The following is a 22187-nucleotide window of genomic DNA, read 5'->3' as shown; positions in this document are numbered from 1 at the left end:
GCACCCCCATTACACATCTTATTATAATTCAAATTGGTCTACTCTGCATGATACCTTACAAATTAAAAATAATCAACTTAATTCTTTTTAGTGGTCCACTTCATACCCCATAAGCGAAATTCAGCATTTTGCCCACATTCTACCGTTATTGAATCATCACTTGTAGCAATCACGCTGGCATGCAAGTGTGCCTGATTTTCCACAGCCAGATTTGCACCATTAGAATTAAAGATAAGATCATGTCCTTCAAACTGAGCCTGATCGCTTAGAGCTAAGAAATACTCATACTCATTGCCACCATTGAACGTCACACGTCTTGAATTGCACTCAACCTCATTCTGAAAATCAGCATGATTGGTAATAACAGAATTGTTAAGTGTGATCTTCGCTTCACCTGTAGCAATTAAGCGGTTTATTCTGCTGTTCTGGATTATGATATGTGGGTTTTTCTCGCAGTAAAAGCCACCTTTAAACTCACTGCCAATGATATTAATCCAAGTCTCATCGGTTATAAACATTCCAGTATCCTCTTGTGACAAAAGCTTGCTGTTAAGCATGTTTACCCAAGCCTGTCCCTGAATAAGTAATGAGGAAACAACGGTGTTATTTATATCTAATTCAACATTTGATTTTTTAAAAGTATCAATACTGCCATGGATACGAGAATTATTGATAATAGCAGTGCCATGGCCTTCCAGTGCCAAAGCTCCAATATCTTGAACAACATTCTTGATAGTCGAATCATTCATTTCCAAGCGAAAATTGGAATCAGCAAATAAAGAAACAGAACCATTCATAATTACTGTCGAAAATAACTCCAGTGTCACTTTACCGTTAGCAGCTATTGTAGCCGTATCACCACCAAAACCTTTGACAATACAGTTGCGTAACGACAAAAAAGTATTAGCTTCAGCAGGTATAAACAAGCTGTTGGCATCATTTACAGTATTAACACACAAATTTTCTAAATTAACAAATTGACTGCCTGCATCTACATTCAGATAACCAAGTATTGTTGTGTCTTCAGGAAGATTGCCAGTTCCTTTAATAGTGATATCAGATAAAAAAATTCCCGCAGGTATTTCATAAAATCCTGGTTCCAAAAGCAATACATCATCAGCACGCAAATCATTTAAGGCATTATGCCAGCTAATTTCTTTACCTCCGGCACCAACTCGCACAAGTCTTGACATATATTTCCCTTCTTAATCAATGTTAGCTCCTCTATTGTACTATTACTACACAAAAAAAGGTTAAACTTAACGATTAGTTTTAAATAAATAAAAATCATAATTTCTAATAATATTATTCTATATTTTTTAACATATGTATTCAAAAATGATTATTTAAAAATTTTGTTTCATAGCAAATATATACATTTTTATAAATAACGTTTTTATACAAAATAGCATTTTTAAATATTATTTAACCATAAGTAATAATAACTTTTTTCAATTATTTAAAATAACAAAAAGCTCTTATTTTACCAAATAAAAAGTTTGACCAACATCAATAAATACTGTATACCCTATTATAAAGGTAAATGTATAAATTACATATAGAGGTTTTAATTATGCTAAAGTCAAAACACAGAATGGGGAAAAATAACAATTATTATTTTGCAATAAATAACAAATTTAAATTATTTTCTTATGGTATAATTGCAAGTGCTTTGTTAGGAGTTTCGTTAGCGGCTAGTGAAAAATCGGTATATGCCAATACTAGTGAAACTTCTACTACGACTAAAATTTCTACTGACACAAATTATTCATTCGTGAAAAATAACAAAAAAATTAATTCACAAGAGGAAAAGAATAACAATCATGGCAAGGATAACGAATGTGAATGGACTTTTAATCCAAGTACTAAAACACTGACAATTAAAGGTGGAATACTGTCTTCTAAGCCAATTAGTCAGATAATTAACGCTAATGAAGTTCACTATATTGCTTTCGAACAGGTAATAGCAGATTATGGTTTACCCCTTAAAGTTCAACTCGCCTACAATTCAAGTGGCAAATTTGCTAATCTACCTAATTTAGAAGGATTCATTAATATTGAAAATGTAGATGCTTCCGAAACTAGTGATTTGAGTAGTTTATTTGCAAATGATTCCAAACTTACAGCATTGGATTTAAGTACATGGACTACAATCAATAACAGAGATATGAACAGCATGTTTAAAAATGATGTAAGTCTAACCACAGTTAATATGGATAACTTTAGAACAGATAGTGTTTACGATTTTAGTCATATGTTTGAAGGTGCAAGTTCATTAGCAACTCTAAAACTTGCTAACTGGAAAACTGGCAACGTTAAGAACATGAGTTACATGTTTAGTGGGATTTGTGCAGCCGATTTGAATGATATTACAAAATGGCAAACTTACAACGTAACCAACATGAGTTATATGTTCAAAAATTCCAACATAAATCAATTAAATTTGAGTTTTTGGGACACTGGCAACATCTTTGAAATGGCTAACATGTTTGAAGGCATGGGAAAAAATTTAAATGGCTTTATTCTTAGCTTAGGCAAACATAGACTCAAGTCTGACGCTTTTACTAATATAGGAAATGAAAAGTTTATACCAGTAGCTGGTGGCAATGTCGCTCAACCTGCAGGAAAACCTATTACAGTTGCAGAATTAGCTAAATTATATGACCAAGAAGATGCTAAATGCCCCGCTGACACTTATGTGACTCAACCTATTTCATGGACAACCGGAAATATTGATTTAGATGATACTGTTAATGATATTCATATTCCAGTAAATAAGAATGATATTAATCATGGGAGCAGTAAGTCTATTCCAAATACTGGTTCGTTCCCTGCTGCAGTTAATGGAGAGCAACCAGCCTTGGCTAATAATAAAACAGTGACTCCAGAAGTAAGAGTAGCTAATTCTTCTAGTTCCGAAGCGCAACAAGCTAAAGAGGTAGTTAAAACTCCTTTTACACTTTATTATCCAGCTCAAGTTTATGACAAAAATGGCCAACCCGTTAAAGGGTTTAAACTTAAAGCAGGAATGATTGTTGAAACTTTTGGTACTAAAAAAATTAATGAATTAGAGTTTTACAAACTTGGTGAAAATATATACGTTAACACTCAAGATGTTACTGGACAAAAGAAAAAAATTAAGCATAATTCATTCGTTTATAACAAAAAAGGCAAAAGAATCCGCAAATTGCTGGTAAAGAAAGGCAAATCAGTTCGGGTTTATGGCAATCCGATCAAAATTAAAAAGAAGCTTTACTATGTAATCGCTAAAAATAAGTATATTAAAGTTAATAACATAGCTTAAGCTGATACAAAAAAAGACGACTCTAACGAGTCGCCTTTTTTATTGGGTTAGCTGGATTCGAACCAGCGCATACTAGTACCAAAAACTAGTGCCTTACCGCTTGGCTATAACCCAATGATAATGGAGGAGGGTGGATTCGAACCGCCGAACTCAGAGAGAGCGGTTTTACAGACCGCCGCGTTTAGCCACTTCGCTACTCCTCCGTCACGCACGTTAATTATAATACCGAAAAACGTACGTGATTGCAAGCAAAATTTTCTTAAATATTACTTCTTATTTTCTTTAACGAACTTTTCTAGTCGCTTCAGTCCTTCTTCAATTTGATCCATTGAAACAGCGTAAGAAAATCTAATGTAACCTTCTCCGCCTTCACTAAAACTGGAACCTGCTGTAACAGCAACTTTTGCCTTGTCAACCAGCTCATAAATAAATTTATTATCATCCTGTTCAAAACCATCTGGTATTTTAGCAAAAATGTAGAATGCGCCTTGGGGTTTAGCACACTCAAAACCTATTTTGGTTAGGCCGGAATACAAAGCATCACGCCGCTTTTGAAATTCTTCTTTCATTGGCAGTGCGTCATCCATACCGTTTTTAAAGGCTTCTTCAGCTGCATCTTGCATAGGTGTTGGCTCAGTAGTAACTATTGCTTGGTGAACTTTTGCAATTTGTTGCAAAATATTTTTAGGCGCACAAACAATACCAATTCGGTAACCGGTCATGGCCCATGACTTGGAAACGCCGTTCATTAAAATTACTTGGTCATGCAATGATTTTTCCATTGAAGCATGTGGTTGATCATAGTTCAATTCACTGTAAATTTCATCACATAGTGCAAAAATTGGCTTATCACGAATAACATCCGCCAAAGCATCCAATTCTTCTTGACTATACATTACCCCAGTTGGATTTGTAGGATAATTCATAACCAACATCCGTACCCGGTCTCCGTACTTGTCAATTACCTTTTGCAATTTTTCAGGTGTCAGCTTAAAACCGTCATTTGCTGTATTTACTTTTACGATTTCAACGCCTTCATTAATAACGCCCTCGTCAGTCATATAAAGTGGAAATAATGGAGTTGGCACAACCATAATATCGCCAGGATTCAAAGTAGCCAACACAGAATCAAAAATTGATTCAGTTACGCCATTGGTAACCAAAACCTCAGTTTCTGGATCATAGTTTTGCCCATATTTTTTTCTCAAAAACTGGCTGGCTGCCTTGCGTAAGCCAATAGTTCCATTTGAAGGAGCATAGTGAGAGTGATTTTCATCAACTCCTCTTTTGGCAGCCTCTTTGATATGATCAGGAGTGTTAAAATCAGGCTCACCAAGCGTGAATTTTACAACATCTGGAATCTTGCCGGCGTAATCTGAAAACTTCAAAATTGGATTAGAGGGAGCATCAGCTAAACCTTTTCGTACGTATTTAATTAAATCTACCATATTTTTCACCAAACTTTCTTTTCAATTATATAGATTATACCTTTAATAAAATTATTTTTCTACAATATTTTTCTAATTATTAACTAATTTTACATATAAAAACACCTTTAAACTGTATAAGTTAAAGGTGTTTAAAAATTAACTATTTTAATATTTCGTATAGGTTAGCTTATCCTTGAATTTGATCACGTAATTTAATCATCATAGGGTAGTTATTAGTAAAAATTCCTGCAACATGTTTTTGAAAATATTGTTTAGCAATTTGCGGGTCATCAACAGTCCAAATTCGTTCTGTAACTGCTTCCTGAGCTGGCAGTAATTTGCCTGGGTGAATACCAGCAAAATGGTTATCCTTGACTAATTTAGCCGAATTAACTACTTCTTCGTCAGTCAGGTAGCAATAGATCTGGTTAGGATCAATTTCCTGGCAATTTTTTAGTGTGACATAATCAAATGAAGAATAAATGATCGGATAAACGAAGTGATAAAGCTGTGCTAAGCTTAATACAGTTTTTTCAATACCACGGTAATGAATCACTCCAGTTTTAAGTTCCAAATTTATTTGAATATTTTTATTTTCAAGTAGTTCAAATAATTCTTGCAGAGTTGGAACCGGCTCACCATTTGACAAGTGCAGCTGCCTCAATTTCTTAAGCGTAAAATCCTTAATATACCCAGAGCCATCCGTTGTCCGGTCAACTTTTTCGTCATGCATTACTACCGGTATGCCATCTTTAGTTAAGTGAACGTCAAATTCAATCCCCTCTGCTCCATTTTGAACAGCATTGCGGAAGCCCTCCATTGAGTTTTCTGCAAACTTCACGGGATATCCTCTATGACCAAATACTACGGTTTTATTTTTGTCATTATTCATACTTTTGTGTTGGTTAAACCTCATAAAAATAAAACATTACAAACCAAACATAGAGGATATCATAAACCCTTTTCCCTGATTTTTAAATAGGAAAAGCTAAAAAATAAAAAATTTTTTTGTGCATTTTCTAAACAAAAAAAGAGATAGTTCTTATTTCAGAACTATCATCTTTCGGGTTGGGTGTTCGTAAGAACAATTGGGTTAGCTGGATTCGAACCAGCGCATACTAGTACCAAAAACTAGTGCCTTACCGCTTGGCTATAACCCAATACCATCTGAGCTTTTACTTGTATGCTCAACATTTAATAGTATAGGAAATTGTGCTCTGCAAGTCAAGAGAAAACAGCTTTTTTCTTGCTATAAATTTAGTTCATATGCGTTTCTAGCGCCATTTTCAGTTTGATCAACCTGAACAATTCCCCGATATTCAAACCCTAAACTTTTAATCAGACTCTGCATGCGCTTATTGACCTCATGTGTATCAATGCGGAAATTATGAATGCCCAGCATCAATCCTCTCGATATCAAGTTTGACATCATAAACTGACTGAGGTGCTGACCGCGAAATTTTGTGCTAATTGCAATTCTGTGAATAGTGGCATATTGTTCATCATTATTTTTCCAAGCACCATCTATTTCACTATAATTGGGATCAGCCGTTGTTAACAAAACAGCAACTCCCGCTATCTCTTTATTGGCAACAAGACAATATGCACGCTTTAAAGCAATATCTTCTGCAAGCATTTCACGGTTAGGAGAGCCATTTTGCCACTGAGGATTGCTGTCTTCTTTTAGCAATTTTTTTGCTTGATCAATAATTTTCATAATTTGGTCCAAGTCTTTTTTTTCAGCCAGGCGAATATAAATTAACATTTTATTTTCCTCATTACTTTCAAAATTTTATTTTAAAAGTAATTATACAATAAAAGCAGTCTATCACATAGACTGCTCTTATTATGGCTGAAAACCGCTATTATACTTTTTACTTTTAACTACATATGTAGGAACGCTAATAAAATGCATAGAACAAATATTATCATTATGAGAAATACTAAATCCATAATAGTTGTAATCACCATCATGAAGTGTACCTTGGGTGTTAAACAAGTCCCCAGCATGTTCCCATTCCTGGTAATAATTTTGGTCAGATCTTTCTTCTTCACCACTGCCAACGTAACCAAAAATCATTTGTTTCAAGCCAAAATAAACACTTTTCTTTAATTCAGTCATGGTCATTGTAGGACTAATATTATAAAAACCGGCCATGTCTTCAACAAAATTATCGTCAAGGTTAAGTCCATTGGCATGACAAGCACGAACAATTCCAGGAACATAGTGACTGTCTTTAATTGTTTTATTATTTTTGCTATATTCCAAAGCAATATCAGCTGCTAATTTACCAGTTCCATTGCTTTCAACCCAAGGAGATAAATTCAAATCATTCCTTGCTTCATTAATAAGGCGAAGAGAAAAAGCAGTTAAATCTCCAATTTGCTTAGGTGTAAGCTGATTTAGGTCAACCTGAGTTGCATCATCAGCTTTACTTTCAGATACTTTGAGACGACTAAAATCATTAGTTTTCATCCCTTGCATTGAAGCATTAATAAAATTCTTGCTGGGTTTACCATGATAAGCGAGTAGCAACTCAGTTTTAGTGTAACCCTTCGGTAATTTCATTCTTGCCTGGGTATATACTCTTTTGGTGCTCTTTTTAACTACTTTAACATCTTTAGCTAAAATCCAATGCGAATTGTTACCAATTTTATAGGCCGTTCTTTTTTTCTTACCAATTTTTTTCTTGGCACTATATGGATACTTGTATTTAGATTCTGCATAAAAATTAGAATGTTTTCCTGAAATTTTATACAGGCGAACTTTTTTCTTCTTTTTTACTTTAACATAGCCCTTGATAGTGGCTGCTGTTACTTGTTCAGCTTCGCCTATAGTTATTCCTGGAATAGTGATTAAAAAAATAATATTAACTACGGCAATAGCAAATTTGCTTTTCTTCATATTCTTCCTCGAGAGTTTTTCTAAATTGGCTCTTTATGGTACACATTTTAATTCTAAACTTATTATGAGAGATTGCCAATTAAATTATTTTTTCAATTAAGAAACATTTTGTAATATTTTTAGCTTATTTTAAATAAAAGCGGTTATGAGTAAATGTCGATTACCAAACATACTAGTTTCCAAAATGATTTTTTAAGATTAAGTTACCTCTACCTAAATAGAAGTATTGACCAGATACAAAACTTTGAAGCAAATATTAAGTTGCAAAATCTCCCAAAATTGATCTATTTTTTGTCTTACAACTGAAATTTATACCTCTCAGAAATATTATACTGCTTTCCTATATGTACAATGTTCTTATTTCCATCTTTAAAGCTTATTTTTGATAATAACAAAGGAAAACGAAAACCAACAGACTTCTGCAAAACTCTAGCTTCACTCAAACTTGCTATGGCAATACTAATAGCTATGTCCCGCGGCTTTACTTCTTTTATGTGATATTGGCTGTGTAAAACCTAATATAAAGATTTGCTTAAGTCAACCTTTTCCAGTCCAATAAAGCGAAGCAAAGGAAAGTAGTTGCATTCTAATAACACAGGTTTACCATTACCTAAATTTAACCATTCGTTCAATATAAAGAGCCGTCTTTGCTTTTAATCTTGATTTTATTTTGCCTGGTTATTCTACTTTTTTACCTTAATTACTTGTGCACTGGCTTTAAAACTTTCGTTAGCCTCACGACTGTTCGTAAGACTCTTAAAATTTTAAGTGAAGAAAATTACTTTATTAAGCTTTCTGATAAAATAACTTTTGTTTCTGACAAAAGTAATGAAATTAAAATTCAAAATCAAAAATTTTCAAGTTTAACAGACAGTACCGCTAGGACTGGCAAAAAATTTCTAATCGTCTAAGTAACATCAAAAGTGTTATGAGTAATGATAAACAAAATACATTTCTCTAAACTACTAGTGAACAGCAAAAAATAGAAATTAAACGTTTGAGATATATCGATGACATTCCATTCTGCCTTGAATGGATTTATCTTGGTCCAAAATTTGAAAACATTAAAACGGGAGATCTTAACATGCCATTATACTAAATTTCACAAAACAAATTTCATATTCCTAGTAAGGGTAAGAGAACTTTTAAAATTGCGGTTGTAAACAGAGAAGAATCTTTTTTGCTTAGTGTTGACAAAAAACACCATTAATGCGAATTAAGGATCTAGTCTATAATGATCACAACTTCCTTTACACATAACGCGAGAAATTATTCGCCGTGATAAATTTACATATGCAGTTAATCATTAAGTTTAAAAACTAAAAAAATTAAACACTATTAATACTATAAAATGAATAAGAGAAAGATTTCTTTTAGAAAATCTCTCTCTTATATGAGCTATAAAGCTAAATATACTGCAAATGCTATCAGTATAATTCCTACAAATAATAAACTTAACCTAATTTCCTTAGCAAAGTTCTTCTTTAAACAGAGAATAACTAATATCAGTCCTAGTATAAAAGATAGGCTCATTATTCCAAATCCCATAGTTACGCCACTTTCTTTAATTTACTTTCGTAATTTTCCCATTACTAAGTCTAAATATATTTTCGTGCAGTGCAGCAACTTCTTTATCATGCGTCACTGTCAAAATTGCTTTACCTTCATCTTTTATCTTTTTAAACAGCCTTATGATAGTTTTAGCGTTTTTTTCATCTAGGGACCCAGTAGGTTCATCTGCTAATACAATTTCTGGATCATTAATTAGAGCTCTAACAGCAACAACTCGTTGCTTTTGTCCACCTGATAAGGTATTTGGATTTCTTGGGAGGAGAGAATCTATATCTAAATATTGAGCCAACTTATGCATTCTACTTATAATTTTTGCTTTGTTCTTTGCTTTTGAAGGCAAATAAACTGTGGGCAATAAAATATTTTGTTCTACTGAAAGTCTTTGAATTAAGATTGGTTCTTGTAATACAAATCCAATTTTTGTATTGCGTAAATGTGATAATTTTTTATCGTTGCACAGTGATAAATCTTGCCCTGCAACAATAATTTGACCATTGTATGAATTATCTAGTGAACCGATCAAATTCAAAAAAGTTGTCTTACCTTCACCAGAAGCACCAATTAATGCTGTCATAGAACCTTTTTCTAAAGAAAAATCAATATCCTTTAAAATAAATTTATTTTTTTCAAAGCTTTTACTTAAATGTTTAATATTTACTACTTTACTCATGAGTCGCTCCCCATTCTTAAGGTTAAAGGTGATTTATTAAATTTATAAATAATTAACATGGAGGAAAAAGTACCTATAACCAATAATATTAAAAAACTAAGAATTAAGCTGATTAATTCTATTTTAGGAAGAGGAGATGATAAAATTATTTGTGTTTGATCATCAAAGCTATCTGTTGCTAATACATAGGAATTTCTAACCGCGTAGATAGTAACTGGTATGAATGAAAATATTGTAAGCAATAACTGATACAGGAAAGTTATGATATACAAATGATATTTTCTCAACCCAAGTGAAATTCTAATTGCAATTTCTTGTCTTGATTCTGATAAACTTTTCCAAATATTCCATAAGAATAATACTATGAAAATTATCAACATGACCAATGATAATACTAGGTATAATAAAGCTCTTGAGTTGTATGTCAAATAGAAAAACTTAATGTTTTCTTTTATTGAATAAAACTTAACATTACCAAGGTTTTCTTTTCTAATAGTTTTAGATAGTTTTGAAACTTTATTTTTAGAAGTATTGTAGATTAATAAATCTTGGTACATTCTAGTTAGTTGATCTGCATTAATATGTTTCTTATCTTTATCAGTCAACGGCCTAAATATAGTTTTATTGAGCATATAACTTCCATCCAGCATGTAAACTGATGGTAATCTTGTATTTTCCTTCAAGATGCCAATAACTTTATAAGTTTCTTTTTTCCCAACTGGCTGATTTAAATCCTTAAAAGTTGAGCCAAGTTTTACTTTCCTTAATCCTGCACCAACTATCACTGGTATTTCTTTTTTATTACCAATATAATCTGATTTTGAAAACAATCTCCCCTTTTTAACATTAAGAGGATAAAATTTAAAGAAATTACTATTAATTGTATATATTTCTATGTTTCTATATCCATTTGGTATATCAATTTGATCTAACCAACTAGATGAATAATCATAGTTATGATCAATATAATTAAACAATTTCTGCGCCTTTTTATTCGATCGATTAAGATTTTTTTCGTTAAGAATATAATCAATTTGATCACTACTCGTTCGGTCATTTCCCATAAATACATCTTTTTTAATTAATTGTTGTAAATCGTTCTTGCTTTGTAAGACATGTAAGTTAGAACGGATGAGAGTATAAGAAATAAAACTAAAGGACACCATAGTAACCAACGTTAAGAGGACTAAAACCACACGCTTTAAAAATACATTTTTAATAAATTCACTATACACTATTCTGAACTCCCTTTTATCAATTAAGTTTTAATAAAAGTAATAATCACTAGTATGCTTAATCTAAATGCACTTGTCACAATAAAAATTAAGTAAAATTTTTCAAAAAGTGAATATATACACATAATTATTATGCAAGTGAAAATTACAGCAACAAAATTAGTAATCATTAATAATGACGGGCTTTGATACTTCATTCGTCGTATTGTTGACCCAACTATAATTCGCACTTGTTTCTCTTTTCTTGTACTTTCATCTAAGTGATACATGAAGAGAAGAGTGACAGTGTTAAGAAATATTGGGATAAATAGGACAAGAATATTGCTATTAAAAATCAGTTGCAAAGTACCAGGAATATACTTGGGAGCAAGATTATTCAAAATATATAATGCAATTACAATGTTGTTTAATAATTCCGTCAAAAAGCTATAACAAAAATCAGTTGACTTTAAAACATTTTTATTCACTAATAAATCAAAACCTTACTTACAATAATAAATTATTTAAACTTATAATAAAATCTCGTTTTTGGTGCATGCGGATTAAAGCTGTCCCAGCAATGAATCTTAACTTGAATTTTTTCAGATTTTGGGTAGTGTTTACGATATTTACCAAGGTTACCAACGGATGAAGTTTTATTTTTTGTGATGGTCCTACCCCCTCTAGTATATTTTGCAAATCCTTTCTTAGTATGAGTAGCATAGTGGGGATAGAAGTATACGCCACCATGATAATATACATTCAAAGTTTCAGTACTCCATGCACCTCTATGTGCTGTTCCAAATTTAGTTGTACGTGCCTTTACAGTAGTGACACAAAATAAACTAAGGAAAACTAAAGTAATACTTCCGATAAAACTAATAATATTCTTACGACTAATATGTTCATTTTATTTCTCCTACAAGCTTAATAATAACAGCTGTTATATATCTATACTATTATATATTTGTGCAAAAGTAAATAATTTTTTAGTCAGTTTTTGAAATATATATATATATATCGAAAGCACATGGATGTTTTGACGAAGTGCGGTGTAATTAAACTATAAAACTAACAAAATTTTCAAAAAACGTGCTAGGCTTTATTAGAAATCTGCTCTATCAGTTAATGCAATAACTAGCTATTGCAGGTATTAAAAGTGGTTATATTATTGACTTAACAAATAGGAGATACATTGTTAAAACGAAATTAATTTACACAAACTAAATTAAAAACAAGCATTGGGTTTTATTAATAAGGCCTCTAAATTTAGGAGATATTTTTTGCTAAACTATCTAAGCAAGTTAAAGTTGAAATCTATCACTTTTCATTTTTATCAAATTAATTTTGGCGAATTAAATCGAAGTTATCCAGTTAGAAGGGCCAATATTGTTTACTTGCTAGCAATGATTGCACCTCATGCCCTAGCTATTTTAGACCAGACTTATATAAATGACTTTAAGGAGCAAGCCCTCGGAAAACGAGCAAGTTGACAATACTTAAGCACCTAATTTCAAGAGTAGCTCAAAAATCATGTCTTTAGCCAATCAACGGCACGAAAAAGCAATTTTCATAATGAGGGAATAATGAGAAAGTTTCTTCGGCAAACTCAAATGAAATGTTTTACAGTTTTGAAAAGTAGTTTGAAAATTTCAATGAACTTAAAGAAGTAATCAGTGACTTCATTGAGTATTACAATCAGAAAAGAAGTAAGATCAAACTAAAAGGACTAACTCCGATTAAATATCGGCAGTTAGTCCTCAATTAACAACTAATAAAGTATCCTAATTTTAGTGTTCACATCAGTTTTTCAACCAGTGTCTGCTTACTTTTTTAAATATTCTGTTTTTAAACTGACTAACTAATTAGTACCAGCCATTAGCTTGCCAGAATTGTTTAGCTGCTGCCCATGAGCCGTAACGATTAGTAACGTAGTTGTTAGCAACACGTTCTTGGTTAGCAGCTGAATAGTCTCCGTTAAGGTATGCAGCAGAAAGCTGATATTTACCAATATATTGACCATTTTGTGCACTGTATGAGCCACCAGATTCACGACTGGCAATCCACGACTTTGCTCCAGCCTCTGAATCAGATGAAGCAGTTGTGTAATTATTATTTGTAGCTGCATTATTGTTAGTATAATTCGTAGTTTCTACATTATTAGCATTAGAAACTGTACTGTTTTCTGTTTGACTGCTAGTTGCAAAGTTTTGAGATTCATTTACTGGATGATAGCCTTTATTAACGTATTTAGCCTTAACCCATTGGTTCTTGCCTAAGTCATACCACTTGTGACCCTTTTTATCGTAAGCAGTTTTAATGACTTTCCAAGAAGAATTACTTGGTAAAATTTGCCCAGTAGCTTCAGGATGTTTGTAACTGTTCCACACGCGAATTGAATTGCCATCAACGTAGTTAACTGTTACAACTGCTGCATCATTTTCTACTGTAGCTGCTTGAACGTCATTTGCTTTAACGCTAGTCATAATTGCAACACCTGAAGCAGATAATGCTGCTACTGCTGCTGATTTAACTAAGATAGATTTTACCTTCAAAAAAATTCTCTCCTTAAACAAAAATCTATAATATATTTCTCAAATTGAGTATAGTAAAATATTATTCAATTTGATACTATATATGGTACTACCTCAAAATTGCAGAATCATAACAAGAATATCACTCAACCTTTAAGAATTAATTACCTAAATTGTTAAAAATGTCACAATTGTAATACAAAGTTAACTGCTATTTAATTCAAAAAATGTAATTAGAACAGGGTCACAAAGCTAATTATTGGTTTTAAGAACATTTGTTTGTAAACCACTCTTTAAAGAAAAAGAAATCACTTTTGCAACATAAATGAAAAACATTAGCTAGCTTTGCATATTTATGCTATAAAAGTGATATAGTTAATTTAAAATTTGGTAGAAAGGAAATTACAGAATGAGTAAGTTCGAAGTAACACTAGACGAAAAAGATTTGCAAATGCTTGAAGATTGCCATTCAAAAAACCCTTCAATTATGAAGGCATTAAATGAAGCAAAAAAGATTGAAGACTAATTGTTTAAACCAGGAAGCATTAATATGCTTTCTTTTTTTGTGCTTTTTGAATAGCAGCTACCTGTAAATTAATATGAATAGGTTCGATTATAAAATTTAAAAGTGCAAACGAAATGAGGTTCGTAAGTTAGAAAACTTACGGACCTCACTTCATTTAGCCTAATGCTTTTTTATTTATTAATTATTTTCAAACAAACTTTGAATTTCTGCAGGCGTATTGGCTGCTTTTAACTTTGCAATAAAGTCTGCGTGAGTCAAAAGCTTGGCAGTATTGGATAAGTATTGCAGATGAGCATTACTATCGACTTGTGGTATCAGAAAAGAAATGACCGTATCAATCTTCTTACCATCTAATGATTGCCAATCAATCGGTTGTTTGAGTTTTAAAACGATCATTGAAGACTTGGCAATTGCTGCTGACTGAGCATGAGGAATGGCAAAACCGTCCGTCATCCCCGTAGAGCCTTCTTTTTCACGCTTAACGTAACTATTGTAAACAGCTTCGCTGTCATTAGCCAAGTTGTTTTTGACGGCAAAATCTGCTAAATATTTGAGTGCATCTTCACGACTTGCAACATCAACATCAACTTTAATATTTTGTAAATCAAGAATATCACTCGGATCAAAACTTTCTACTTTGTTTTCTGCTTGTTGATTAGTTTTATCAACACTAGATGCAATTGTAGAGTCAGTAGCCGTTGCTAAAGCATCTTTTTTAGCAAATCTGCCTGCGATTAGAGCTAGCAATGCGCCGGAAATAGCTGATCCAATCAGAATCCACAATACCCATAAGAATGGTTTATTAACTAATGGCAAAACAATAAAGCCACCGTGAGGAGCAGGTACACTAATCTTGGTTATATAAGTTAAAACTGACGCAACTGAAGAACCAATCATAAAAGCAGGGATATTCCATAACGGGTGTTTAGCAGCAAATGGAATTGCACCTTCAGTAATATGAGTTGATCCCAGTAAAAAGTTGACATAACCTGCTGCTTTTTCACTTTTAGAATATGCTTTGGGATTCATTAAGACAGCAAAACCTGTTGCAAGTGGTGGAGCAATACAAGCAGCAGAAACTCCTGCCATAAAGTAGTAGTTTCCTTGAGCCAGTAATACCGTCCCTGTAACATAGGCAGCCTTATTAATAGGACCACCAAAGTCTGCTGCACACATTATGCCAACAATAATTCCAAGCAACGCAGGATTAGTATTTTCAAAACCTCTAAGCCAGGACATTAGACCTACATTAAGTGCTTTGATTGGGGTATTTAACAGGTACATAATTGATCCTGTAATTAATACTCCAATAACTGGTAAAAGAAAGATTGATTTCAATCCTCTAAACTTATCATCAGGCAATGGCTGGAACAGTTTCTGCAATCCTAAAACAACAATTGCTGCCAGATAACCGCCAACGATGGCCCCTAAAAAGCCACCGCCACCATTAAAAGTGATAAAGCCGGCAGAAAGGCCGACTACGAAACCGGTCCGTTGAGCCAAAGCCTCAGCAATATAAGCTCCTAAAACTGGAGCCATCAAGTTCATAGTCGTACTACCAACAGTGTTTAACATTGCTGCAAATTGGTTATATTCATTGCTTTTAGGATTAGCCGAATCAATTCCCCAGAAAAAAGAGATAGCTATCAAAACCCCACCGGCAACAACAAATGGCAACATATGAGATACACCATTCATTAAAGATGTATAAATCTTATTACCCAGTTTTTGATTCCCAACATTATCAGTATTTGCACCTTTAGCTGTTTGTCCTTCTTTATAAATAGGAGCTGCTAATGCTTTCTTAATTAAATCATTTGGTTCTTTGACACCTCTTGCAACTGGAACTACAACTAGGCGTTTGCCTGCAAAACGATCCAGTCCAACATCAATATCTGAGGCAACAATTACGGCTTGCGCATCTGCAATTTCTGCACTTGTTAAATTATTTTCGATACCAGTTTGACCGTGTGTTTCAATTTTGATGGTATAGCCAAGCTTTTCTGCAGCTTTTTCCAGCGCTTCTTCTGCCATAAACGTATGGGCAACGCCAGTTGCACAACCAGTTGCACCAACTAAATCATATTTAGCCACTTTAATTCATCCTTTCTGTTACTGAAATTTGTGGTAATAAATTATCTAAAGAAAAATCTGTCAGTCCAGTGCGACTAGCCGTATCGCTTCCTGCAGCTACAGCTATTTTGAGAGCCTCACTAATAGGTTTTTTCTTTTCCAAAAAGGCAATGAAGGTACCAAGCATTGTATCCCCTGCACAAGCTGAATTAACCACTTGTATTTTAGGAGCATTGGCAAACAGGATATGCCGTTCATTAATAAAAGCTGCTCCATTAGCACCTAAAGAAACCAACACATTTTGGCAACCCAGTTTAACTAGCTTTTGAGCAAAAGCGACTGTTTTCTCGTCTGTCATTTCACCCTCATAATTAAAGAAAGCTGACAGTTCTGCGTCATTGGGTTTAAGTAAAAACGGTTGATATTTTAAAGTATCGATTACTTCAAGGTAACTACTGTCAACTACGAATTTTGCCCCCTGTTTTTGAACTAATTGAGCCAGTTGTACTAAATAGTGAGGTTTAATTCCCCGAGAAAAACTGCCGGAAACAACTACCATATCATCCTTAGTTAGCGTGCTTTCAAGATAATCCAAAAATTGGTTTTGTTTTTCCAAGCTGACTTCTGGACCTGGGTTAACTTGTTTGTACTCTGTTTTTTCATCTAAAACATCCGTAAAAACATTAACTCTGGTTGGATCTTTTACCTTCAAGAAATTGGTTTGAATCCCCTTTTCCTTTAAACCTGAAATGACATAATCTAATGTAAAGCCGCCACCAATACCAGTAGCTACACTGTCAATGCCTAATTTCTTTAAAACGAACGAAACATTGACCCCTTTACCATTGGGTTGCAATTCAAATTTTTCAGTTCTATTAACTACCTTTGGTTCCAGCTTTTTGGTTACAATTACCAAATCAATCGCTGGATTCAACGTTATTGTGTAAATCAAAGATTTCTCCCCTTTTTTTGCCTTTTGCATTATTATTATAGAAGTTAAAAAGTGTAACGTTTTTCCAAATTGATAGCGTTTACTATAATTAATGGGAAAATATTTACAAAAGGAGCACATATATGCCAAATAAAGAACTTTCCTCAGCAGAATTACATCTCTGGAATATCGTAGAAAATAATCCCCAAAAGATTGCCAATATGTCGATAGTAAAACTAAGTCAATTTGCAAATGTCTCGACTGCAACAATTGTGCGCACCATGCAAAAAATGGGTTACAGTGGTTACACCTCTTACCGCGAATCTTTGAAACTAAAAAGCAATTCAAATTCTACTTTTAGTGTGTTAAATGATGCTGACGATAAAATTAAAAGCGTGATTACTAAAAACGAAATTGAAATGAACAATACGCTGCATAACCTAAGTTACAGCACAATTGAAGACAGCATATCGCTGACTAAACAAGCTAAAATCGTTTTTATCTTTGCTCGTGGATTATCTGAATCAATTGCTCACGAAATGATGGTTAAATTACAATTAACTGGAAAATATTGCGAATTTCATTCAGACCCAAATATTATTAAGACGATTGCCTGTAAGATCAAGAAAGATTCATTAGTAATTTTTATTACTCTTAACGGAGAAACTGAGGAATTGGTTACCGCAGCTAAAGCCCTAAATAAAAATGAAGTCCCAATTTTGACTTTTACTACTAATTCTTCAGGCAGCATTTTGCCTTTTTCAACTTTATCCTTTATAGGCTACAAATCTAAAACCAATTATTTTCCCGAGTATGAGGTTAGATCGCGACTACCACTACAAATAATAACCCGCATCTTTTGTGATGCTTATTCAGTTAGAACCGATTTTTACAAGAGCAAATAAAAAGCCTTCTATACTAATCAAAGTATAGAAAGCTTTTTAGTTAATAGGTAAAATTATTCAGCAACTTCTAGCTTATCGCGCCAAGATTTAGCTCCCTTTAGAGCCTCATTTAAGTTTTCAATATTTTCTTTGCCGTGAGTAGCTAACCATTTTCTACCGGCTGTTTCACTTTCAGCAGCAAATGGCTTGATAGCCGGCTTCCAGGTAGCACGACCACAGAGAACACCGTTAAAGTCAGCCCCTGCTTCTTCTGCCATTTTAATTTCAGCAATAAATTCTTCACTGGTTACACCAGCAGATAAGAAAATATAAGGCAAATCAGTTATCTCAGACTGCTTTTTAAGCAGATCCTTAGCTTCTTCTTGAGTGTAAACAACGTTGTTGTCACCATTAAAACCTTCAACAAATTTAATGTTAAACGGAATTTCAACTTTAAGTACAGTTACATCATATTCAGGCTTTGAAAATTCTTTCATTGTCTTCAAAACCTTATCAGCTTTAACTTTCGCAAATTCTTCACTCTTAGCGTCAGCGATATTTGCGTCATAAGTCAAAACTTCCAAAAAGAATGGTAATTCATTAGCTTTAGCTTCTGCACCAACTCTTTCAACGAAAGCTTGCTTTTTATCATTAATTTCTTGTCCTTCATCAGGATCATAGTAAACCAAAAACTTAATGGCATCTCCGCCTTCATTTTTAATTCTTAATCCAGACTGATTAGCAATTAAGTCAGGCATTCTACCAGGTTCTGTGGTATCATACCCGGTTTTTTCATAAGAAAGTAATAATCCGCAATTTTTATCTCTCACTTTTGTTGCTGGCAAACCATATTCTGGGTCAGTCAAAATCGATGAAGCATAAGGAGTCAACTCACTGGAAACTGCTTTTTTAAAATCAACAATAGTTGTTTCATCAGCAGGTTTATTAGCGGCCTCTGCTAACATCTTTTTCAAAGAGCCACGTTGATCGATTGCCAAAGCACTGATTATACCATCAGTTGTTGACAAGTTTGCCATATGTTTGGCAACTGCTGCAGAAATTGTTTTCATTATATATCTCCTTTAACATTTTCTTTAATCGCACAACTATTATTATATACTGATAAAGTTGCCTTTTAAAGAAAAGAAAGAATTTTAGTAAACTTTTTCACAATTATAAATAATTCAGAAAACATTTACCTTGCTTTATGCAAATTACTTCTGCTCAACTTTGTCAGTTTTTTTAGTTTTACAGTTAAATCTTGTTCCCCAAGGAGATGCCTTTAAGTCCTTAACTGCTCTTACCTCAAAAGTATGTTCAGATTCAGACTTCAGGCTGCTTAAAGTATAACTTGCTTTTTTAATATTAGTATATAAGACATCGTCAATTTTGAGCTGATAACTATCGCAATCAGATACAGGTTGCCATGATACCGTGATGGAATCTGCAGTAGTTTTTTCATCATCTTGTGCTAAATTAGTCGGAGTTGTCAAAGAATCATCTTCTGCTAGCAAACTGTTAACCGGTTTTGTACTTATATCGATACCACCGATTTTACTAGTTATTTCGTTTTGACTAGTATTAATTTGACTTATTTTTATTCTCAAAAATGTCTGATTTAAATCTGTACTAAATTCTTTTAGATAAGGGTTAACTAAGTAGTTTTGATCAAAGAAATAGCAATTTTCTTGATTTTGAAATTCAGCTATACTATTTACTTCAGTCAAATTAATTTCTTGATTTCCTACTAAAGCTTTGATCGCTTTCGGTGCCTTTTTAGTTCTGATATCAACTTCTGTTGCTTTTTCCGGATCAAAACCAGCATATGTACCTTTGGTTTTGTCAATTTTGATAGTCAGGTCTGAGTTCAGCAAATGACTGCTTACTTTGGTTTGAGCATATTCGCCCTGCTGGTATTTAGCAGAAAAGCCATCATCTTCATAAACTGAAAAGCTGCTGTTTCCACTTGGATAAACTATAAATTGTCGCTGCTTTTTCAGATCAAGGTATTCCTGAGGTGTATTCGTCGCTGGTGCTACGGGAATGATTGCTCCTGCTTTAACAAATACAGGCAATTTCCATAATGGTGCATCAAAGTTATTAATTACTTGACCACCACGATATTCTTGACCAGTAAAGTAATCAATCCAGACCTGATTTTTATTTGGTAAATATATTTCGTTTCTGATATCGTTACCCACTTCATCACTGGCAGTGTCTTGATAAATCGGAGCAACCAAGAAGTTCTCTCCCCACAAATACTGGTATCTAACCAAGTTAGTATAAAATTGAGGTACATCAGGATATTCCAAGAACATTGCACGCACCATAGGTTTACTGGTAAAGGTTGCTTGCGCTGCGATGCTATAAATATATGGCATCATCATTGACTTTTGTTTGAGGTATGCACGGTTAAGTTTATTTGTAATACCACCAAATACAAATGGGTTTTTAGGATTCTTGCCCCAACCATCCATATTTAATTGAATTGGGGTGAAAGCTTTCCACTGATAATCTCTAGTGTTAATAATTGGCTTTTGACCTCCAAAAATGCCGTCCATGTCTGACGCAACATTAGGCTGCCCTGAAAGTCCTTCGCCGATATAAGTTGGTATTTGGAAGCGGATATATTCCCACTCACCACCTACTTCGTCTCCAGTCCAAACCGTACTGGTATTTTGAGTTCCTGCCCAGCCATCAACAGTAATAATAAATGGTCGCAGTTGATCACCTTTGATTTTGGCAATCATCTTGGCAGTACTTTGAGTGGCATTTAAGCCGAACGAATAGCCATGACCAACCCAGGCCTCATCAGTCTTAAGTGCAGTGACACCAGCAACGAGTTCTTTTTCAAAATCACGATCATCTGGTTTAGGATTTTCAGGATCTACTGGGGCAAGATTTTGCTGGGTCCAAAGTCCTACTTGAACACCTTTGCTATTAGCATATTTAACAAACTCAGCTAAATTCTTAAGGTTGCCTGCCAATGTATCAGTTTGACCATATCCAGCTCCATAACCATCATTAGGCAAAAACCAGCCTAAAGGCATATCATTTTGCAAATATTGTTCTAGCATGGCTCTTGCACTAAATTGATAAGAAATACCACCATGTTCGCCATTTAACGTTTCTCTGATTGACTTTGGTTTTAATTCTGCCGGTAAATCTTTTGGCTGATATTCACGATAATACTTGCCATCAGGGTATTTGATAGCTCCTTTTTCATCAGATTTGACCTCAACCCAATAGTCACGGTTATATGCATTTAGATGAGCTTCATAAAAACCGAAAACTGGTGTTAGGGCAGGCCTGCCAGTCAGCTTATGATATGCATTAATCAATTCATATGCTGAGTCGGCAAAGAAATAAATAGCATCAAAACGATTTTCTTCATGAACAGTCGTAATCTCGTCGTTCGAATTGCTATTAAAGTCATAATGTCCGGGCTTAAAAGTATTGCGAATTGCACCGTAACCGGCAGTTGACCAGTAAAAAGGATTAGGTGAAGCTACACCTTGATCAACCCAGTTATTGGTATTAACAATTTCGATTTTTTCTCCTGCTAGTGTGAAACGGCCGTTTTGGGTGCCTCCACCAAAGTAATTACTATTATGATCAATTAAAGTTTGAACAGTTGCCGAATTTGTCAGTTCAATCGGCCGTGCCTCTTTTAATATTAATCTACCTTTTTTTGTAACACTCATAGTAGCGGCATTTTTAACTAAATTGATTTCAACTGCACCTGTATCAATTTGCCAGCCTTTTTTGGTTACATGGAGATTGGTAGCATTCATTCCTTTGGCGCTATATATATCTTTCAAGAAAATTTGAGCATGCAATCCTTTTTCTGATTGTTCTGGCTCTTGAAATTTCTGGCTTGGATCAATATATAACCTGAATGTTTTTGAATCAAGTATGTAGAGGCGACCAGTCAATCCATGTGCATAGTGGATCTCAAAATAACCAGATTGTCTAATTACTTCAGTGATGTGTTGCAATTTCAAATTTTCAGATTCTACATTTTTTTGTGTAACTCTTGCTTTATTAATTTTTCTCTCCTCCTTCATATTAGAAGAAAATTAATCTTTCTTAAAATGTTTGATAAAGCTGATTATAAGCTAAATTTGCGTAAGGATAAATAGAT

General features: G+C 33.6%; 15 protein-coding genes, 3 tRNA genes and 1 pseudogene. 4 read left to right on the top strand and 15 right to left on the bottom strand.

All coding sequences use genetic code 11. The features are described 5' to 3' along the window. Window positions 1–77: 77 nt before the first annotated feature. Window positions 78–1193: a hypothetical protein gene (locus H3T43_RS08450; RefSeq protein WP_198213933.1), complete on the bottom strand. Its 1116-nt coding sequence runs from the start codon at window positions 1191–1193 to the stop codon at window positions 78–80. 380 nt (window positions 1194–1573) lie between these two features. On the opposite strand from H3T43_RS08450, the gene H3T43_RS08445 reads away from it, so the two are divergent. Further along, complete coding sequence (locus tag H3T43_RS08445; RefSeq protein WP_198213931.1) at window positions 1574–3304, top strand: BspA family leucine-rich repeat surface protein; 1731 nt, start codon at window positions 1574–1576, stop codon at window positions 3302–3304. 42 nt (window positions 3305–3346) lie between these two features. Here the strand turns inward: H3T43_RS08445 and H3T43_RS08440 are convergent. The 7 genes from H3T43_RS08440 to H3T43_RS08410 all read right to left on the bottom strand — a co-directional run bounded on the left by H3T43_RS08440 (window position 3347) and on the right by H3T43_RS08410 (window position 7639). Then, a tRNA-Gln gene (locus H3T43_RS08440) sits at window positions 3347–3418 on the bottom strand. 7 nt (window positions 3419–3425) lie between these two features. Continuing rightward, window positions 3426–3507 (bottom strand) — tRNA-Tyr (locus H3T43_RS08435). Window positions 3508–3570: 63 nt separating this feature from the next. Continuing rightward, window positions 3571–4752 (bottom strand): aminotransferase class I/II-fold pyridoxal phosphate-dependent enzyme, encoded by a 1182-nt coding sequence (locus tag H3T43_RS08430; RefSeq protein WP_198213929.1) that lies wholly within the window; start codon window positions 4750–4752, stop codon window positions 3571–3573. A gap of 169 nt (window positions 4753–4921) precedes the next feature. Beyond that, window positions 4922–5650: a glycerophosphodiester phosphodiesterase family protein gene (locus H3T43_RS08425; protein WP_370520803.1), complete on the bottom strand. Its 729-nt coding sequence runs from the start codon at window positions 5648–5650 to the stop codon at window positions 4922–4924. 172 nt (window positions 5651–5822) lie between these two features. Further along, a tRNA-Gln gene (locus H3T43_RS08420) sits at window positions 5823–5894 on the bottom strand. 89 nt (window positions 5895–5983) lie between these two features. Then, window positions 5984–6499 (bottom strand): GNAT family N-acetyltransferase, encoded by a 516-nt coding sequence (locus H3T43_RS08415; protein ID WP_198213924.1) that lies wholly within the window; start codon window positions 6497–6499, stop codon window positions 5984–5986. 81 nt (window positions 6500–6580) lie between these two features. Next, window positions 6581–7639 carry an SEC10/PgrA surface exclusion domain-containing protein gene (locus H3T43_RS08410; protein ID WP_198213922.1) on the bottom strand — a complete coding sequence of 353 codons (1059 nt, stop codon included), beginning with the start codon at window positions 7637–7639 and terminating at the stop codon, window positions 6581–6583. A 982-nt stretch (window positions 7640–8621) separates the two neighbouring features. On the opposite strand from H3T43_RS08410, the gene H3T43_RS09645 reads away from it, so the two are divergent. After that, a complete protein-coding gene (locus tag H3T43_RS09645) occupies window positions 8622–8738 on the top strand; it encodes a hypothetical protein (protein WP_223897530.1) in 117 nt (38 codons plus the stop codon). A gap of 465 nt (window positions 8739–9203) precedes the next feature. Here the strand turns inward: H3T43_RS09645 and H3T43_RS08405 are convergent, their stop codons facing one another. After that, on the bottom strand, window positions 9204–9881 hold the full coding sequence (locus H3T43_RS08405) for an ABC transporter ATP-binding protein (protein WP_198213921.1): 678 nt from the start codon (window positions 9879–9881) through the stop codon (window positions 9204–9206). Further along, window positions 9878–11116, bottom strand: coding sequence for an ABC transporter permease (locus H3T43_RS08400; RefSeq protein WP_198213920.1), 1239 nt, complete (start codon window positions 11114–11116; stop codon window positions 9878–9880). Before H3T43_RS08400 ends, H3T43_RS08405 begins: the two co-directional genes overlap by 4 nt. 1633 nt (window positions 11117–12749) lie before the next feature. Between H3T43_RS08400 and H3T43_RS09640 the strand changes: the two are divergent. Further along, a pseudogene (locus H3T43_RS09640) lies at window positions 12750–12863 on the top strand (IS3 family transposase); the annotation flags it as partial. Window positions 12864–12960: 97 nt separating this feature from the next. Here the strand turns inward: H3T43_RS09640 and H3T43_RS08390 are convergent. From H3T43_RS08390 to pfkB, 3 genes are all read right to left on the bottom strand, one after another. After that, window positions 12961–13650, bottom strand: a complete 690-nt coding sequence (locus tag H3T43_RS08390) for a hypothetical protein (protein WP_198213919.1) — start codon at window positions 13648–13650, stop codon at window positions 12961–12963. Between the two features lie 682 nt (window positions 13651–14332). Next, window positions 14333–16249, bottom strand: coding sequence for a fructose-specific PTS transporter subunit EIIC (locus H3T43_RS08385; protein ID WP_198213918.1), 1917 nt, complete (start codon window positions 16247–16249; stop codon window positions 14333–14335). A gap of 1 nt (window position 16250) precedes the next feature. Then, window positions 16251–17180, bottom strand: a complete 930-nt coding sequence (pfkB, locus tag H3T43_RS08380) for a 1-phosphofructokinase (RefSeq protein ID WP_198213917.1) — start codon at window positions 17178–17180, stop codon at window positions 16251–16253. 122 nt (window positions 17181–17302) lie between these two features. Here pfkB and H3T43_RS08375 point away from each other — a divergent pair, with 122 nt between their 5' ends. Next, the gene (locus H3T43_RS08375; protein WP_109585928.1) at window positions 17303–18064 is read left to right on the top strand and encodes a MurR/RpiR family transcriptional regulator; all 762 of its coding nucleotides are present in this window, start codon (window positions 17303–17305) and stop codon (window positions 18062–18064) included. 53 nt (window positions 18065–18117) lie between these two features. Here the strand turns inward: H3T43_RS08375 and H3T43_RS08370 are convergent, their stop codons facing one another. Continuing rightward, window positions 18118–19113 (bottom strand): tagatose 1,6-diphosphate aldolase, encoded by a 996-nt coding sequence (locus tag H3T43_RS08370; protein ID WP_187161120.1) that lies wholly within the window; start codon window positions 19111–19113, stop codon window positions 18118–18120. A 144-nt stretch (window positions 19114–19257) separates the two neighbouring features. Next, the gene (locus tag H3T43_RS08365) at window positions 19258–22047 is read right to left on the bottom strand and encodes a TIM-barrel domain-containing protein (RefSeq protein ID WP_198213916.1); all 2790 of its coding nucleotides are present in this window, start codon (window positions 22045–22047) and stop codon (window positions 19258–19260) included. Between the last annotated feature and the right edge of the window lie 140 nt (window positions 22048–22187).

The sequence above is a fragment of the Lactobacillus sp. M0396 genome (assembly GCF_016101625.1).
GTDB classification, from domain to species: Bacteria; Bacillota; Bacilli; order Lactobacillales; family Lactobacillaceae; genus Lactobacillus; species Lactobacillus huangpiensis.
The sequence above is the reverse complement of the archived record's forward strand: the minus strand, read 5'-3'. Positions and strand labels throughout refer to the sequence as shown.

Coding starts and splice junctions, on each gene's coding strand:
- H3T43_RS08405 (WP_198213921.1), bottom strand. CDS start 9,881: ATGAGTAAAGTAGTAAATATTAAACATTTAAGTAAAAGCTTTGAAAAA.
- H3T43_RS08375 (WP_109585928.1), top strand. CDS start 17,303: ATGCCAAATAAAGAACTTTCCTCAGCAGAATTACATCTCTGGAATATC.
- H3T43_RS08410 (WP_198213922.1), bottom strand. CDS start 7,639: ATGAAGAAAAGCAAATTTGCTATTGCCGTAGTTAATATTATTTTTTTA.
- H3T43_RS08370 (WP_187161120.1), bottom strand. CDS start 19,113: ATGAAAACAATTTCTGCAGCAGTTGCCAAACATATGGCAAACTTGTCA.
- H3T43_RS08445 (WP_198213931.1), top strand. CDS start 1,574: ATGCTAAAGTCAAAACACAGAATGGGGAAAAATAACAATTATTATTTT.
- H3T43_RS08430 (WP_198213929.1), bottom strand. CDS start 4,752: ATGGTAGATTTAATTAAATACGTACGAAAAGGTTTAGCTGATGCTCCC.
- H3T43_RS08415 (WP_198213924.1), bottom strand. CDS start 6,499: ATGTTAATTTATATTCGCCTGGCTGAAAAAAAAGACTTGGACCAAATT.
- H3T43_RS08425 (WP_370520803.1), bottom strand. CDS start 5,650: ATGAGGTTTAACCAACACAAAAGTATGAATAATGACAAAAATAAAACC.
- H3T43_RS08450 (WP_198213933.1), bottom strand. CDS start 1,193: ATGTCAAGACTTGTGCGAGTTGGTGCCGGAGGTAAAGAAATTAGCTGG.